The 16,481-nt window shown below is 62.7% G+C and carries 12 protein-coding genes; 3 read left to right on the forward strand and 9 right to left on the reverse strand.

Annotated elements, in window-relative coordinates:
* Nucleotides 1-3: 3 nt before the first annotated feature.
* The 8 genes from ACTQWD_RS05180 to ACTQWD_RS05215 all read right to left on the reverse strand — a co-directional run bounded on the left by ACTQWD_RS05180 (nt 4) and on the right by ACTQWD_RS05215 (nt 10,749).
* Complete coding sequence (locus tag ACTQWD_RS05180) at nt 4-747, reverse strand: HisA/HisF-related TIM barrel protein (protein WP_427718862.1); 744 nt, start codon at nt 745-747, stop codon at nt 4-6.
* Entirely contained in the window at nt 744-1,445 is a 702-nt protein-coding gene (gene hisH / locus ACTQWD_RS05185; RefSeq protein ID WP_441040911.1) for an imidazole glycerol phosphate synthase subunit HisH, read from the reverse strand. The genes ACTQWD_RS05180 and hisH overlap by 4 nt, the downstream gene beginning before the upstream one ends.
* A gap of 137 nt (nt 1,446-1,582) precedes the next feature.
* Nucleotides 1,583-2,170, reverse strand: a complete 588-nt coding sequence (gene hisB, locus ACTQWD_RS05190) for an imidazoleglycerol-phosphate dehydratase HisB (RefSeq protein WP_441559428.1) — start codon at nt 2,168-2,170, stop codon at nt 1,583-1,585.
* Nucleotides 2,171-3,286, reverse strand: coding sequence for a histidinol-phosphate transaminase (gene hisC, locus ACTQWD_RS05195; RefSeq protein WP_441559429.1), 1,116 nt, complete (start codon nt 3,284-3,286; stop codon nt 2,171-2,173).
* A 1-nt stretch (nt 3,287) separates the two neighbouring features.
* Nucleotides 3,288-4,724 carry a histidinol dehydrogenase gene (hisD, locus tag ACTQWD_RS05200; protein ID WP_441559430.1) on the reverse strand — a complete coding sequence of 479 codons (1,437 nt, stop codon included), beginning with the start codon at nt 4,722-4,724 and terminating at the stop codon, nt 3,288-3,290.
* A 105-nt stretch (nt 4,725-4,829) separates the two neighbouring features.
* Nucleotides 4,830-6,545: an ATP phosphoribosyltransferase gene (hisG, locus tag ACTQWD_RS05205; RefSeq protein WP_441559431.1), complete on the reverse strand. Its 1,716-nt coding sequence runs from the start codon at nt 6,543-6,545 to the stop codon at nt 4,830-4,832.
* A 442-nt stretch (nt 6,546-6,987) separates the two neighbouring features.
* On the reverse strand, nt 6,988-9,516 hold the full coding sequence (locus ACTQWD_RS05210) for a phosphoketolase family protein (RefSeq protein ID WP_441559432.1): 2,529 nt from the start codon (nt 9,514-9,516) through the stop codon (nt 6,988-6,990).
* 204 nt (nt 9,517-9,720) lie between these two features.
* Nucleotides 9,721-10,749 (reverse strand): LacI family DNA-binding transcriptional regulator, encoded by a 1,029-nt coding sequence (locus ACTQWD_RS05215; protein ID WP_118388843.1) that lies wholly within the window; start codon nt 10,747-10,749, stop codon nt 9,721-9,723.
* A gap of 183 nt (nt 10,750-10,932) precedes the next feature.
* Between ACTQWD_RS05215 and murB the strand changes: the two genes are divergently transcribed.
* Complete coding sequence (murB, locus tag ACTQWD_RS05220; protein ID WP_441559433.1) at nt 10,933-11,895, forward strand: UDP-N-acetylmuramate dehydrogenase; 963 nt, start codon at nt 10,933-10,935, stop codon at nt 11,893-11,895.
* A gap of 218 nt (nt 11,896-12,113) precedes the next feature.
* Here murB and ACTQWD_RS05225 read toward each other — a convergent pair whose 3' ends face one another.
* A complete protein-coding gene (locus tag ACTQWD_RS05225) occupies nt 12,114-13,319 on the reverse strand; it encodes a coiled-coil domain-containing protein (RefSeq protein WP_152067824.1) in 1,206 nt (401 codons plus the stop codon).
* Nucleotides 13,320-13,585: 266 nt separating this feature from the next.
* On the opposite strand from ACTQWD_RS05225, the gene galE reads away from it, so the two are divergent.
* Both galE and malQ read left to right on the forward strand, forming a co-directional pair.
* Nucleotides 13,586-14,647, forward strand: a complete 1,062-nt coding sequence (galE, locus tag ACTQWD_RS05230) for a UDP-glucose 4-epimerase GalE (RefSeq protein WP_441559434.1) — start codon at nt 13,586-13,588, stop codon at nt 14,645-14,647.
* 207 nt (nt 14,648-14,854) lie between these two features.
* On the forward strand, nt 14,855-16,372 hold the full coding sequence (malQ, locus tag ACTQWD_RS05235) for a 4-alpha-glucanotransferase (protein ID WP_441559435.1): 1,518 nt from the start codon (nt 14,855-14,857) through the stop codon (nt 16,370-16,372).
* Nucleotides 16,373-16,481 lie beyond the last annotated feature (109 nt).

The following is a 16,481-nucleotide window of genomic DNA, read 5'->3' on the forward strand; positions in this document are numbered from 1 at the left end:
GGGCTACTCCTCCCCTCGGGCGGCGGCCAACGCCTGGGCCAGCGTAAAGTTGCCCTCGTAGAGCGCACGGCCGGTAATGGCGCCTTCAATCGCGCCCTCGCCCACCGCGGCCAGTGCGCGGATGTCGTCGAGCGTCGAGATGCCGCCCGAAGCCACGACGGGAAAGCCCGCGACCTCGGCCACATGGCGATACGCCGCCACATCGATACCCGTCTGCATGCCATCGCGCGCGATGTCGGTATACACCAGATGCTTAAAGCCCAGCTCGGAAAGCTGCGCCACGGCATCGTCGAGCGCCACACCTGCACCGTCGCGCCAGCCGTTCACCTTGACCTGGCCGTCGCGCGCGGCGATGTCTGCCACCAGCAACTCGCCAAAGCCTTGGGCTGCCACTTCGGCAAAACCCGGCTCGGTCACCAGCACGGTGCCCAGCGCGATACGGCATGCGCCGTAGCCTGCCAACTCGTCGATGCGCGCAAGCGAGCGGACGCCGCCGCCCACGTCCACGGACAGACCGTCGACGCCGCAGATGGCCTTAATCGCCGCCGAGTTGGCAGCACGTGCGCCCTCGTCCTCGCCAAAGGCAGCGGACAGGTCGACGACGTGCACCCAGCTCGCGCCCTGTTCGGCAAACGTGCGGGCAACGGCCACGGGATCGTCGGAATATACCTTGCAGCGGCTGCGGTCACCGCGCTCCAGGCGCACGACCTTGCCGCCGATCAGATCGATTGCGGGAAACAGGATCATCGGCCAACCTCCTCGACGATGCTCACAAAGTTCTTAAGGATGCGCTGACCCAGCGCGGAGGATTTCTCGGGATGGAACTGGCAGCCCCACACGTTGCCATGGCGCACGATGCACGGGAAGCTCCGCGTATAGTGTGTGCACGCCAGCACATCGGCGGCATCGGCGTCGTCAGCCACCGCGTAGCTGTGGGTGAAGTACATGTTGGCGCCCTCGGCAAAACCGGCAAGCAGCGGATCGGCCGCACCGGCGGGCGTCATGTGCACCTGGTCCCAGCCCACGTGCGGCACCTTCAGGCGGCTCGACTCCAAGCGCGTGCACGAACCGCGCATAATGCCCAGGCCATCGACCCAGGGACCGCCAGCCTGCTCGGGGGCGCTGCCGTCGGCGATCGCGCCCTCGTCCGCAGGCACGCCCTCGTTGCCGCGCTCAAAAAATAGCTGAAGGCCCAGGCAGATGCCGAACAGCGGGGTTCCGGCGGCGACGGCGTCGAACACGGCCGCCTCCTCGCCACTCTGGCGCATAAAGGCGATCGCGTCATAGAACGCACCCACGCCCGGGATGACCAGGCCGTCGGCGCGGCGGATCTGCTCCGGATCGTCCGACGTGCAGGCGGCGGCACCGGCGCGCACAAGCCCGCGCACGACGCTCGACAAGTTGCCCTTGTGGTAGTCGACCACCACGATCTTCGGTTCGCCCACGCGACCCTCCTTTTTCCCATTCAAAACCTGCCAAAAAGGGACAGGTTTATTTTGGTCGGTTAAACGTTCACCCACCGTATGAGACAGCATTTCCGCAGATAAAACCTGCCAAAATAAACCTGTCCCTTTTTGGTAGGTTACAGCGAGCCCTTGGTGCTGGGGATGCCCTGCACGCGGGGATCGAGCTCGCAGGCGTGGCGCATCGTGCGGCCCACGGCCTTAAAGGCGGCCTCGATAATGTGATGCGAGTTGCCGCCTGCGAGCTCGCGCACGTGCAGCGTGAGCTTGGCATCGCGCGCAAAGGCATAGAAGAACTCGACGGCCAGCTCGGTATCGAAGCTGCCCACACGTTCGGTCGGCACGGGCAGCTCGCAGTAGGCCTGGCCGCGACCCGAAATGTCCACGGCGGCCATCACGAGCGTCTCGTCCATGGCAATCGCCGCGTCGGCAAAGCGCGTAATACCCGCCTTGTCGCCCAGCGCTTGGCAAAACGCCTCACCCAGCACAATGCCCGTGTCCTCGACGGTATGGTGCGCGTCGATCTCCACGTCGCCTACTGCATGCACCGTTAAATCAAACAGGCCATGGCGGCCAAAGGCGTTGAGCATGTGGTCGAAAAACGGCACGCCGGTCGAGATATCGCACACGCCGCATCCGTCCAGGTCGAGTTTGACAACAATGTCGGTCTCCCCCGTCTTGCGGACCACCTCGGCATAACGGCTCATCTACATCTCCTCCTTCACCAGCGCGGCAAACGCAGCCAGCACCTCATCGTTTTCCTGTGGGGTGCCCACGGTAATGCGCAGACAGTCCGCAAGCCCCGGCGCGTAGCTAAAGTCGCGCACCAAAATCGAATACTCGTCGCGCAGGCGCTCACGCACGCGTGTAGCATGCGGCGTGCGCACGAGCACAAAGTTCGCCGCACTCGGCCATGCCTCCACGGGCAGACCCCCGGCAGCCATTGCGCGCAGGGCACACAGTTCGCGCTCGCGCTCGGAAGCGACCTGTGCCACCACGGGCGCATACGCATCGCGGGCGCGCACGCAGGCAAGCGCCGCCGCCTGGCTCAGCACGTTGACCGAATAGATCTGGCGAATCGCCGCGAACACGTCGATGACCTCGGGCGCCGCAATCACATAGCCCAGACGCGTGCCGGCGGCGCCAAACGCCTTGGACAGCGTATGCAGGATCACCAGGTTGGGATGCTCGGCGATAAGTCCCTGCGCTGTGGTGGCCGCGCCAAACGAAGCGTCGGCGAACTCAACGTAGGCCTCGTCGACCATCACCATGCCGGGGCACGCATCGCACAGGGCCGCGACAAAATCGAGCGTTGCCACGTCACCCGTGGGGTTATTGGGCGATGTCACTATGGCCAGGTTGCACTCGGGCGCCGCCGCGAGCACGGCAGCCTGGTCGAGCTCAAAGGTCGCCGGGTCGCGCCACACGTCGCGCACCTCGGTCTGACAGAGCGACGCAAAGAACGCATACTCGCTAAAACACGGCGGGCAGTTGAGCAGGGTCCGCCCCGCACCGCCAAACGCCAGCAGGTAGTTATAGAGCAGCTCGTCGCCGCCGTTGCCCACGCAGACATTCTCGCGCGCCACACCATGCCAAGCGGCAAGCTCGTCGCGCAGATCGTTGGACATGGGGTCGGGGTAGCGGTTGAGCGGCGTGGCAGCCAGGGCGGCGTCGACCGCCTCGCGCACGCCAGCCGGCACGGGATAGGTGTTCTCGTTGGCCGAAAGGTTGATGCGCGTGGGCGTAAAGTTGGGATCGTAGGGCTCAACGCCAGCCAAGTAGGGCTGAACGAGCTCCTTCATGCGAGACGTCAGCTCGGCCATATTAGGCCTCCTCGCCGGTCGCGCCAGCGCCATCCGCACTTGCAGCCGCTAGGTCCACACCCTCGGTGACCGTCGCCACGGCGTCGCCCGGCCAAGCGACCTTGGTCAGGTCGGCCGCGGCCAGAGACTCAGCACTCACGGCACCCTCGCCCTGCTCCAGCACGCGGCGGCGCAGCGCGGCGGAAAGCGCGTGTGCCCACAGGCCCTCAGCCTCGGCCAGGCGCTGCGTCGCGGGAGCGTCCGAGAGCAGACCCTCGGGCGTATAGCAAATGACGCTCGAGCGCTTGACGAATTCTTCGACCGAAAGCGGGTTGGAGAACATGGCCGTGCCGCCGGTCGGCAGCGTGTGGTTGGGGCCGGCAACATAATCGCCAAGCGGCTCGGAGCTCCAAGCGCCCACAAAGATGGCGCCGGCGTTGCGAATGCCGCCGAGCAGGCCCATCGCATCCTTGCAGTGCAGCTCCAGGTGCTCGGGCGCCACGGTGTTCACCGCCTCGACGGCAGCAGCCATATCGGCGGCCACCACGATGGTGCCCTCGTTGTCGAGCGAGGCGCGCGTGATCTCGGCACGCGGGGACTGTGCCACCAAAATGTCGATACCCGCCTCGACCTCGCGCGCAAACTGCTCGTCGCAGGTCACCAGATAGCAGGCTGCTAGCGGATCGTGCTCGGCCTGGGCCATCAGGTCGGCCGCGACCACCATGGGTTTGGCCGTGGCATCTGCCAGCACGCAGACCTCGGAGGGACCGGCGACCATATCGATACCCACGTCGCCCGAGACAATCTGCTTGGCCGCGGCAACAAAGGCGTTGCCCGGACCGGTGATTTTGTCGACGCGCGGAATGGTCTCGGTACCGTATGCCAGCGCGGCTACGGCCTGAGCGCCGCCCACCATATAGATTTCGTCCACGCCGCCGAGCTTTGCCGCGGCGAGCGTGTAGGGGCTGATCAGGCCATCTTTTTGCGGCGGGGTCACCATGACCACGCGCTCGACGCCGGCGACTTTGGCGGGAATGGCATTCATGAGCACCGTGGAGGGATACTGCGCGCGACCGCCCGGCACGTAGATGCCGGCCGCCGCAAGCGGGGTCACCTTAACGCCGAGCATGGTGCCATCTGCACGCGTGGTAAACCAGCTCTGCTCGACCTCGCGCTGGTGGAACTCGCGAATCTGGCGCGCAGCCTTCTCGAGCGCCGCGACAAAAGCGGGATCGAGGCCTTCGAGCGCGGCATCGATCTGCTCTTGCGGCAGACGGAAGCTCTGCAGCTCAACACCGTCAAAACGCTGACAGTAGTCGCGCACCGCGGCATCGCCGTTGGCGCGCACGTTGGCCACGATATCGCGGGCGGCGTCGACGATGTTTTGCGGCAGCACGCCCTTACGGTTGAGCTGGTTGGTAACGAGACGCTCACCGGGAGCAAGCTTGATAGTCTTCATATCGGTATCCCCTATCGGTCGAGGTTGTGTTCGAAAAACGAGAGGCCGGGCGGCGGCGCCCATCGGCCCGCAGCCCAGACGTTGGGGCGCCCGTGCGTGCTCGCGCTATTGTGCCGAGCCCGCAACGGGCTCAAAATGTTTGTCCTTAACGGCCGCCGCCAAGCGATCTGCCAGATTGCGTACGCGCGGATCTAAGCGAGCGGCGCCCGGGTTGACAAAAAAGCGCGCCGTGCAGTCCATAATGCGGCCGGTGATGACCAAATCGTTGTCGCGCAGCGTGGCACCCGTAGCGGTAATATCCACGATGCGATCGGTCATGCCGACGATGGGGCCCAGCTCGATGTTGCCGTGCAGCGAGACGATATCGGCGTTCACACCGCGCTCGGCATACCAGGCACTCGCGATGCGCGGATACTTGGTTGCCACGCGAAGCGACCCGCGGCGGGCATAGTTGCGCTCGGCCTGACCGGCGCGCCACGCGGGCTCCGCCTCGATAAAGGTGCACAGGCCGTAGCCCAAATCGACCAGCTGCAGCAGGTTGAGGTCGGCCTCGATGAGCGAATCCCAGCCGCAGATGCCGCAATCGGCGCCACCGCAGCCCACAAAGGCGGGCGCATCGCTGGGTCGCACGATAACAAACTCGATATCGCCGACCGTGCCCTCACCGGCACGCGTGTCGCGACCGCGCACAATCAGGTGACGGCCGGGGTCACGCAACTCAGAGACGTCCAGGCCCGCGGCCTCGAGCACGTCGAGCGTGTCTGCCTTAAGCGAGCCCTTGGGCACGGCAATGCGCAGCGGACCCTCGGCGCCACGGCCCGCGGCGTGATCGCCGTCGGAAGCGGTGTCCTCTGCCGAGGTACGCGCGGCCTCCAGGCGCTCGAGCGAAAAGGCGAAGCCCGCAGCCGGCACCTCGATGCCGTCGCCAAATGCACCGGTAAAGATGGAGTCGTAGCGTCCGCCCGAACCCACCGGATCGGGCAAGCCGCCGGCATAGGCCTTAAAGACCAGGCCCGTGTAGTAATCGAAAGAGTTCATGATGGAGAAATCGAACGACAGCACCTGGGCGTCCTCGGGAGCCAAACCCTCGACCAGGGCACGCAGCTCGCGCGTCGGCGACGCGGCGATACCGGCGGCCTCCAGCAGCGCGTCCACACGGTCGAGCACCTCGGCACCACCGTGCAGGCGCGGCAGTTCGCTAATGGCGGCCTTGACGGCATCAGACTCGGTGCTGGCAGCCACGCGGGCATCGAGGCCCACAAAGTCGTTGGCATGCACGCAGCGCAGGGCCTCGGCTGCCAGCTCGCGATCCTCGCACGCCGCGAGCAGCTCCTTAAAAGGACGCACGCTACCTGCGATTATACGAGCATCGGGAAGCGCCAGCTTACGCACGGCCTCGGCCACCAGCGAAACAATCTCTACATCGCCCGCGGTATCGCCCGCACCGATAAGCTCAAAGCCCAGCTGCGTAAACTGACGCGAGCCACCGGCATTGCGCTGGCACTCGCGAACCACCGGCGCCTCGTAGCGAAGGCGCAGGGGTAGATCGGCCGCACGCATGCGGGTCGAAACCAGACGCACGATCGGCAGCGTGTTGTCGGGACGGACCACCAGCAGGCGGCCGTCGTCATCAAAGAGCTTAAACGGCGTGTCCGCAATGCGGCCGCCCTCCTCGAGCGAACCCTTGTCCTCGAGCAGCGGCGTCTCGACCGGAAGGTAATGATGCTCCCTAAAGCAGCCCTTCACCGTATACGCGATCTCCTCGCGTGCCTGAGCCTCCTCGGGCAATATGTCCCGGAATCCCCACGGTGTGGCCGTCATCTGGTGAGCCTCCTCATACTGCGTTTCATATAGAACGAAAGACCGGCATAGCTCCGCCGATCTTCTGGGTACTTTAGCATACTAGAGTGCTTGCGGGGAGAACCGTCCCCCTCGGCTCACAGCGTATTCATTTGGAAACAATGGAGCGGGTTACCCGCGGTCCCGCTCGCCCAGCGGAAAAGTTCACGGACGAGGACGGGGGCGGGGGGGGGGGGGGGGGGGGGGGGGGGGGGGGGGGGGGGGGGGGGGGCGGGCCCCCCCCCCACCCCCCCCCCCCCCCCCCCCCCCCCCCCCCCCCCCGGCAATGTAATCTTGGCTGACCATAGTTAGATGCACGGCTTCTAAGGCAGCATAAGCAAGGTCCCCATTACAAAAAATAGAATCAGCCCCCGCATATCGAAACGGTCGAGAGGGCCGCCTCCGGGCGAGACCGTCCCGGATGCTATTCGTTGTCGCCGGCAGTTAGCTGCGTTGCGGAGAGTACGCCGTCAGCAGCGGTTGCGGCCGCGGCATCGGGCCAGACCCAGTCGGTAAAGGCCGGGTGATCGAAGCCCTCGTCGCACGCGAACTCAAAGGCCTCGGTGCGGAAGGCCTCCCACTCATCAATCTGCTCGGCAAACTTATCGGCGTCAACCATGCGCAGCACGTCGGCGGCCAGGGCCCAGCGGTCCATGTTGTTCAGGCGCAGCATGTCAAACGGCGTGGTCGTGGAGCCCTTCTCCTCGTAGCCGTGGACGCGGAAGGCATCGTGGCCGGGGCGGTTCCAGATCAGGCGGCGAATCGTGCCGGCATAAGCGTGGAATGCGAAGAGCACGGGCTTCTCGCCGCGGCCAAACAGCTCAGCCCAGCGCTCATCGCTGATAGCTTGGTCGTTCTCGCAGACGTTCTGGATCTTGAGCAGATCGACTACGTTGACAAACCAGACCTTGATGTCCAGCCCGCGCAGCATATCGGTTGCGGCCAGTGCCTCGAGCGTCGGCACGTCACCGCAAGTAGCGACCACGACGTCGGCCTCGGCGAGCGAGTCGGCAGTCGATGCCCACTCCCAGGTCGCTACGCCCTCGGCGAGCTCAGACTTGGCCTCGTCGACCGTCTGGAAGGTGGGGGCGGGCTGCTTGCCACAGAAGATGGCATTGACGCAGTCGGTGGACTGGTAGACGCGCTCGGCCACAGCAAGGGCCATATTGGCATCGGCCGGATAATAAGCATTCACGACATGCGTGTCGTTGGCCTTGTTGAGCAGCAGGTCGATAAAGCCGGGGTCCTGGTGCGAAAAGCCGTTGTGGTCCTGGCGCCAGACATGGCTCGACAGCAAAATGTTGAGGCCGCTGATAGGAGCACGCCACGGAATCTCGCGCTTGGTTGCTTCGAGCCATTTGCAGTGCTGGTTGACCATGGAATCGACCACGTGGACAAAGCTCTCGTAGGAGCTCCACACACCGGAGCGGCCGGTGAGCACGTAGGCCTCGAGGAAGCCCTCGCACTGGTGCTCGGACAGCTGCTCGACAACCTTACCGGAACCGGCCAGCAGCTCGTCGTTGGCATCGTCCTCGTAGAAACCGGCATCCCACTGCTTCTTGGTCACCTTATAGGCAGCCTGCAGGCGGTTGGACGCGGTCTCGTCGGGACCGAAGATGCGGAAATCATCCATGTTCTTGGCCAGAACATCGGCAGTGTACTCACCAAAGACGCGGGCGGCCTCGGTGGAGCCCCAGCCGTGGCCCTTACTTGCGATGGGGATCTCGTGAGCGTGAATATCGGGAAGCTCGAGCTCGCGGCGTACCTTGCCGCCGTTCGCGTTGGGATTGGCGCCGATACGCAGCTCGCCGGTCGGCATAAAGGCCGTCACCTCGGGGCGCACCTGGCCCTCGGGCGTAAAGAGCTCCTCGGGCTTGTAGGAGCGAAGCCACTCGCGCAGCACGCGGAAGTGCTCGTGGGTGTCCTTGGCACTCGCCAGCGGCACCTGATGGGCGCGCCAGGAGTCCTCGGTCTTCTTGCCATCAATCTGCTTGGGGCAGGTCCAACCCTTGGGCGTACGGAACACGATCATGGGATAGGCCGGACGGACCACGGTCTCGCCCGCAGTGGCCTGAGCCATAGCGGTGGCCTTGATGTCGCAGATCTCATCGAAGACCTGCTCGAACAGGGCGGCGAAACGCGCATGAATGCTCGCATGGCTCTCGTCGTCAAAGCCGGCGACAAAGAAATGCGGCTTATAGCCCATGCCCTCAAAGAACTTGGTGAGCTCCTCGTCGGACACGCGGGCAAGAATGGTGGGGTTGGCGATCTTGTAGCCGTTGAGGTGCAGGATCGGCAGGACGATACCATCGGTTGCCGGGTTCACGAGCTTGTTAGACTGCCAAGAGGTCGCGAGCGGACCGGTCTCGGACTCGCCGTCGCCCACCACAGCCACGGCCAGCAGGCTCGGGTTATCCATGACGGCACCGTAGGCGTGGCTGAGCGTGTAGCCGAGCTCGCCGCCCTCATGGATGGAGCCAGGCGTCTCGGGCGCAAAATGGCTCGGAATACCGCCGGGGTAGGAAAACTGGCGGAAGAACTTCTGCAGGCCGGCCTCGTCATTGGTAATGTCGGGGCGAATCTCGCGATAGGTACCATCGAGCAACGACTGGGCGGTGCCAGCGGGGCCACCGTGACCCGGGCCCATCAAGAAGATCGCGTTCTGGTTGTGATCGGCGATGAGGCGGTTGACATGACCGAACAGGAAGTTGATGCCGGGCGTGGTGCCCCAGTGACCGACCAGGCGGTGCTTAACGTCCGGGCGACCAAAGTCGCGCACCTCGCCGGTTTTCTCATCGACAAAGTCGGGGCGCATGAGCGGGTTAGAGCGAAGGTAGATCTGACCGACGGACAGATAATTCGATGCACGCCAATACAGGTCGACGCCCTCGAGCTCGGAAGCCGGCACCTCGTGGCCCAGCTTTTGCCACGGCGTCCCCAGTGTTTTAGCCATTGTTTATGTCCCTCCGCTGTGCGGTCGCCCTCCAATACGGCAACCATTCGTTGGGACTAGTATATTTGCTAAAACGTTTTATCATGGTGAAAAAACGTTTTATCACCCTTATCAATCACATCGATCAACAAAACGCGACATTCACCTGCGGCATTGTCTGCCACAGGTGCTCCACATTCGGTCTCTGCAAATTGATAAACGTGTTTAGTTATGTTTAGTAAGCTCGAGCACGCTGCCCTTAACGATAAGCGCCGGCTCCAGGACGACCTCTTCGGCACGCCTACCGCCCCTACCGGCAAGACGCTTGGACATGCAGCCAAAAGCATGTTCCGCGAGGACACCAGGATCCTGCTCAATGGCGGTCAGCGCCGGCTCAAAGAGAACGTCGGCCGCCGAGTTGTCATAGCTCACCACCGAAATATCGCCCGGGATGCTCTTCCCCATCTCGTGCAAACGCTTGAGCAGACCGAGGGCAATGTTGTCCGAGCTTGCGAACACGGCAGTGGCGTCGGTTGCGAGCACCGCCTCCGAGGCCTCGTAGGCGCTCGGAATGTAGTACTCGCTCTCAAACTCCAAACGCGCGTCGATAGGCAGGCCAACCTCGCGCAGCGCGCGCTCATAGCCGGCAAGTCGCTTGCGACCCGTATTGGAACGACGCGCATTAACCAAGCAGGCAATGCGACGGTGGCCCTGCTCGATCAGATAGCGGGTAGCCATATAGCCACCCATCTCGTGGTCGAACATCACCTTGTCGCACTCGAGCCCCTCAATGGCGCGGTCGACCATCACGGCAGGGATGGGTAGATGGCTGACCTCTTCGCGCAGGGCACGGTCGTCCGAGAACTCGTCGCCTACCACCAGGAAGACACCATCGACGCCGCGCGTCACCAGCTGGCGCAGCAGTTCCAAGTCATCGTCGGCGCTTCCGCCCGAGCTGGTAATAAAGAGCGCATAGCCGTCCTCGCGGCAGCGCTTTTCCAAGCTACCGGCAAGTGAGGCAAAAAATCGGCTCTCGATGTTGGGGACGATAAGACCCAGGGTGCGTGACTCGCGCATGACCAGGCTGCGCGCAATCTGGTTGGGAACATAGTGGTTGCGCGCCGCGACCTCCTTGATGAGCTTGCGGTTTTCTTCCGAGATGCGACAAGGCCGATTGTTGAGAACAAGCGAGACCGACGAGGGGGAAAGCCCCACCTCCTGGGCGATCTGCTTGAGGGTGACTTTGTTGGCCATCTCGCTCCTTCCAGGTTTACGCGCAATCTCTTGAAAGTATAGCGACTGCCCCTCTACCTCGATGATAAACACTTTACCAATCCGGTAGACGGCTGTTTTATTGCCGCCAGCGCACCAAATACGTCCAGGTGGGGTATATTGCAATCGATTGATGACAACGACCACCAAAAGGCGGATATTCGGATGCACGAGAACGACTTTTTTAACGAGGACCTGCTGTGCGCGCTCGCTGGCGTTGCCGGCGAGGACAACGTGTTGATGAGCGAGCCCATGCGCGAGCACACCACGTTTAAGATTGGCGGCCCGGCCGACGTCTTTGTCACGCCCGACACCGAGCAGGGCCTCGTCGCCACGCTCGATACCTGCTATCGCTGCGATCTGCCACTCACCATCGTGGGCAACGGCTCCGACCTACTCGTCGGCGACAAGGGCATACGCGGCGTCGTCGTAGCGCTAGGCGAGGGCCTCTCCGCCATTACCGTCGACGGCACGCACGTTACGGCAGCAGCCGGTGCGCTGCTTTCGGATGTTGCGGCCACGGCAGCCGAAGCCTGCCTCACCGGCATGGAGCCCATCTCGGGCATCCCCGGATCGGTCGGCGGCGCCTGCTACATGAACGCCGGCGCCTACGGTGCCTGCATGGCCGATGTTTTGGAGTCCGTGCGCGTCTATAAGCCCGCCCGCGCGCTCGACGACGGCACCCGCGGTAGCGGCAGCATCATCGAGTTCGATGTCGACGAGCTCAATCTGGGCTATCGCAAGAGCCGCATCGCCGACGACGGCTTCATCGTGCTTTCGGCCACCTTCAATCTCGCCCCGGGCAACGCCGCGATGATCAAGGCCGACATGGACGACTACCGCCAACGCCGCGAGGACAAGCAGCCGCTCGACATGCCGAGCGCCGGCTCCACTTTCAAGCGCCCCGAGGGCCACTTTGCCGGCAAGCTCATCATGGACGCCGGGCTGCGCGGCCACGCTGTCGGCGGCGCCCAGGTGAGCGAAAAGCACTGCGGCTTTATCGTCAACGCCGACCACGCCACCGCCGCCGACGTCGACGAACTCATCCGCCACATCCAAGCAACCGTCAAAGACCAATTCGGCGTAGACCTAGAACCCGAAGTCCACCGAGTAGGCGAATTTTTATAAAAGGAAGGCCCCGAAAGGGGCCTTCACTTTCTTTAATTCAGACAACCAGTCCGGTGTGTCGCGCCTTGAGCCCGGAAGGTCCGGGACTGCGGGCGAGGCATAAGGTTGATCGCGAGTTCCGCACGCAAAGAAGGCCACTTAATGTGGCCTTCGTCTTGCGCAGGACTGCCCGAGCAGGCAACCTTATGCCTCGCCCGCAGTCCCGGACCAAGCCGCAGCTACGACAGCGCAATACCGCCAAGCCAGCCCCAGCGCACGCCAGAGCCAGTACCGTAAAAGCTAATGAACGAGTCAAGCGACCTCGACGTGATGGCGCCCTCGTTACTCATAACGATGCCGCCGCCAACATAGATGCCCACATGTCCGTACAGCAGACCCGGCATACCGGTGCCACTGTGCGACGAGTCGGCCACGATCATGCCCACCTGCAGCGCCGAACGATCGGAGCTGTAGCACCAGGCGTTAAACATGTCGCACGCGTTGCCGCCAAAGTAGCCCACGCCGGCGTTGCGGAAGACGTTGGTGACCCAGGCGGCGCACCAGTTCAGGCCAGGCGAAGGCGTGGAGTAGCATGCGTTGACGACAGCCTGCTGCTTGCCCGAGCCGGCATTCTGTTGCGGATTTCCGGGCGCATACGATCCGCCACCCGAGCTCGAACCACCCGAGTAGGAATTGTTCTTGTTTGCGGCAGCCGCAGCAGCGGCAGCCTTCTTGGCAGCCTCCTCAGCCTGGGCGGCAGCGAGAATCTCGGAATCGCGCTGGGCCATGAGCTCCTTGACATCGTCGGAGAGGCCGTTCAGAACCGTCTGGACCTCCTGCTGCTTGGCCTGCATGTCCTGCATCTGGGCAGTCTGCTGGTCCTTAAGCTTCTCCAAGTCGGCTTTTTGCGACTCGAGCTCGGACTTCTGCGTATCGAGCTCTTTCTGGATGGTCTGGATATCCTCGATGGCGTCGCGGTCGCTCTTGTTGATCTTCTCAACATAGTGCGCATTGGCGACGAGCTCCTCAAACGAGCCCGAGGCGAGCAGCAGCGACAGGATGTTGGTGCCGCCCGACTTATAGCTGGCGGAAACGCGATCGGAAAGATCGCCGCGCTTCTTTTTGAGCTCGGCCTTCTTTTCGTCAATCTGCGCCTGCGTGCTGTCAATCTGGCCCTGTACGCTCTCGATATCGTTGAGGGTCTGGGCGTTCTTGTTGGCCAGCGCCGCGTATTCATTTGCGATGCTGTCGAGCTGGGCCTGGACCTCGTCAAGCTGAGCCTGGGCCGCATTGAGCTTGTCGGTGGTTTCCTTGGTGGCCTCCGCAGCATGGGCGCGAGCGGGCAGACCAAAAAGAACGGCTGCAGAAGCGGCGCCGAACAAGGCCTTGAGGGCAGTGCGACGCGAAAGCTCCTGGGAAAGGATGGAATCGCTGTTTGGTGACATATCTACTCCGTTACATGTTTATTTATATGTCGCTCAACTCATACATATTAGCGTACATCCGACGCGTCCCAACGATTTCCACGAACGGCAGCAAACCCCATGGTCGGCGGCTCGTATGAAAACGTCAAAGTCAAGGTTATGCCCACGCCAAACATTTCCATGAGTACGTTAGCATGTTCGTCTGCTTTTCCTGCCCTGCACGTTTTGGGTGCCCCTGCCTGCGCTATACTCCCTCAGGAAGTGTTCCTGATTCGATAGGAGACTACATGTCCAAAGCACTCGACCCCAAAGACACCTGCGTCCTCGTAACCGGTGGCGCCGGCTTTATCGGCTCGCACACCGTCGTTCAGCTGCTCGAGGGTGGCTACCAGGTCGTCATCGTCGACGACCTCTCCAACTCCAGCGCCGTCGCCGTCGACCGTGTCAAGACCATCGTGGGCGACAAGGCCGCCAAGAACCTCACCTTCTACGAGGCCAACGTGCTCGACCGCGATGCCATGAACAAGATCTTCGATACCCATCAGATCGACCGCGTCATCCACTTCGCCGGCTTTAAGGCCGTCGGCGAGTCGGTGAGCAAGCCCGTCGAGTACTACCACAACAACATCGAGAACACCCTGGTGCTCGTCGACGTTATGCGCAACCATGGCTGCAAGTCCATCATCTTCTCGAGCTCCTCGACCGTCTACGGCGATCCGGATAACCCGCCCGTCACCGAGGAAGACCCCAAGAAGCCCGCGACCAACCCCTATGGCTGGACCAAGTGGATGATTGAGCAGATCATTATGGACGTTCACACCGCCGATCCCGAGTGGGACGTTGTGCTGCTCCGCTACTTCAATCCCATCGGCGCCCATCCGTCGGGCCTGATCGGCGAGGACCCCAAGGGCATCCCCAACAACCTGGTGCCTTATGTCGCGCAGGTTGCCGTGGGCAAGCTCGAGGCCGTTCAGGTCTTTGGCAACGACTACCCCACCCCCGACGGCACCGGCGTGCGCGATTACATCCATGTGTGCGACCTGGCATCGGGCCATGTGGCCGCCCTCAACTGGATGAACGGCAAGACCGGCGTTGAGATCTTTAACCTGGGTACCGGCACCGGCACCTCGGTGCTCGAGGTCGTCGCCGCCTTCTCCAAGGCCTGTGGCAAAGAGCTGCCCTACGTGATTCGCGAGCGCCGCGCCGGCGATATCGCCGCCAACTGGTGTGATGCCTCCAAGGCCGAGCGCATGATGGGCTGGAAGGCCCAGTACGACATCGCGGACATGTGCCGCGATAGCTGGAACTGGCAGAGCCACAACCCCAACGGCTTCGCCGACGCCGAGTAGCAAAAACCTACATACCGTTCTTGCCCCGATCTCACGATGTGAGACCGGGGCTTTTTCATGGCATGTAACCATTCGCCGAAAATCGACCAACTTTTTTATCTTGCCTATACATGTTTAAACAACATGTATACAATAGGTGTATCGAATCAGAACATCGGAGGCGGACTGCACACCCATCGGCAGGCCGACCCCACAACAAGAAGGTTGGTGAGCGCATTCATGGAGCGTGCAAGCGGCGTCCTCATGCCCGTCTCATCTCTGCCCGGACCATACGGAATCGGCGGCTTTGGCTGGAATGCCTACGACTTCGTCGATTTTCTCGCCTCGTGCAAACAACATTACTGGCAAATCCTGCCCCTTACGACGACCAGCTATGGCGATTCGCCCTATCAGTCGTTCTCGGCCCGCGCAGGCAACCCCAACTTGATCGACTTTGCCGAGCTTATCGAAGCCGGCTATCTGGAGCAGCGTGACATCGACGGCGTCTTCCTTGGTTCCGACCCCAGCAACGTCGACTACGGTGCCATCTTTGTTGGCCGCCGTCAGATTCTCGATCGAGCCGCTGAGCGCTTTGCTGCCGACAAGCCGGCCGATTTCGACGACTTTATCCAAGCAAACGAGGACTGGCTCATTCCCTACTGCGAGTTTATGACCGTGAAGGAGGAGTGCGGACTCAAAGCCTTTTGGGAGTGGCCCGAGGAGCTCCGCCGCCGCGGCGCGGCATCCGCCAAGGTCTGCGCCACCCATCCCGAGCGCATGCTCTACCACCAGATGACGCAGTATTTCTTCGATCGCCAGTGGAGCCGCCTCAAGGCCTATGCCAACGAGCACGACATCCTGATCATCGGCGACCTGCCCATCTATGTCTCGCGCGACTCCGTCGAGATGTGGGCCACACCCGAGCTCTTTAAGATCGACGCCGCCGGCAATCCCGTCAGCGTCGCGGGAACGCCGCCTGATCAGTTCTCGGCCACCGGCCAGTACTGGGGCAACCCCATCTATGACTGGGATGCTATGGAAGCAGACGGCTTCTCCTGGTGGGAAGACCGCGTCCGTGCTGCCCTCGACATGTACGACATCATCCGTCTGGACCACTTCCGCGGCTTTGAAGCCTTTTGGGAGGTGCCGTTCTCCTCTCCCGATTCGTCATATGGTTCATGGACGCAGGGACCCGGCCTCAAGCTCTTCAAGGTGCTCAAGGAAAAGCTCGGCACGCTTCCCATCATTGCCGAAGACCTGGGCTTTCTTACCCCCGGCGTCATCGACATGCGCGACACCACGGGCTTCCCTGGCATGAAGATCCTGCAGTTTGCCTTTGAGGGCAGCAACTCGTACTACCTGCCGCACAACTACATTGCCAACACCGTCGCCTACGTCGGAACGCATGACAACGAAACGGCACGCGGCTGGTATGAGGGAACGGCCACCCCGCGTCAGCGCGAGCAGGCGGCCCTGTATACCCACCAGCAGGCAGGCGAGTCCATGGCCGACGCGCTCAACCGCACCATCGCCGCCAGCGTGAGTGACACCTGTATCTACACCATGCAGGACCTGCTCAATCTGGGCAACGAGGCGCGCATTAACACCCCCGCCACCCTGGGCGGTAACTGGACGTGGCGCATGCTTGATGGCGCCATCACCCGCGAACTCGAGCGCAAGCTCACCGACTGGACCGAGACCTACTTCCGCATCCCGTCGGAAGCCGAAATCGAGCTTCCCCAATAGGAACCACCGCGCCCGACCCCACCCCACCGTGTGGACGCGACCGCTTTTCCCGCGCGAGGCCATCCCAATCCCTCGCGCGGGCTTCTTTTGAATTTCTGACATGTCGTCG

The sequence above is a fragment of the Collinsella sp. LCP19S3_B6 genome, from assembly GCF_052121815.1.
In the GTDB taxonomy this organism is placed as follows: Bacteria; Actinomycetota; Coriobacteriia; order Coriobacteriales; family Coriobacteriaceae; genus Collinsella.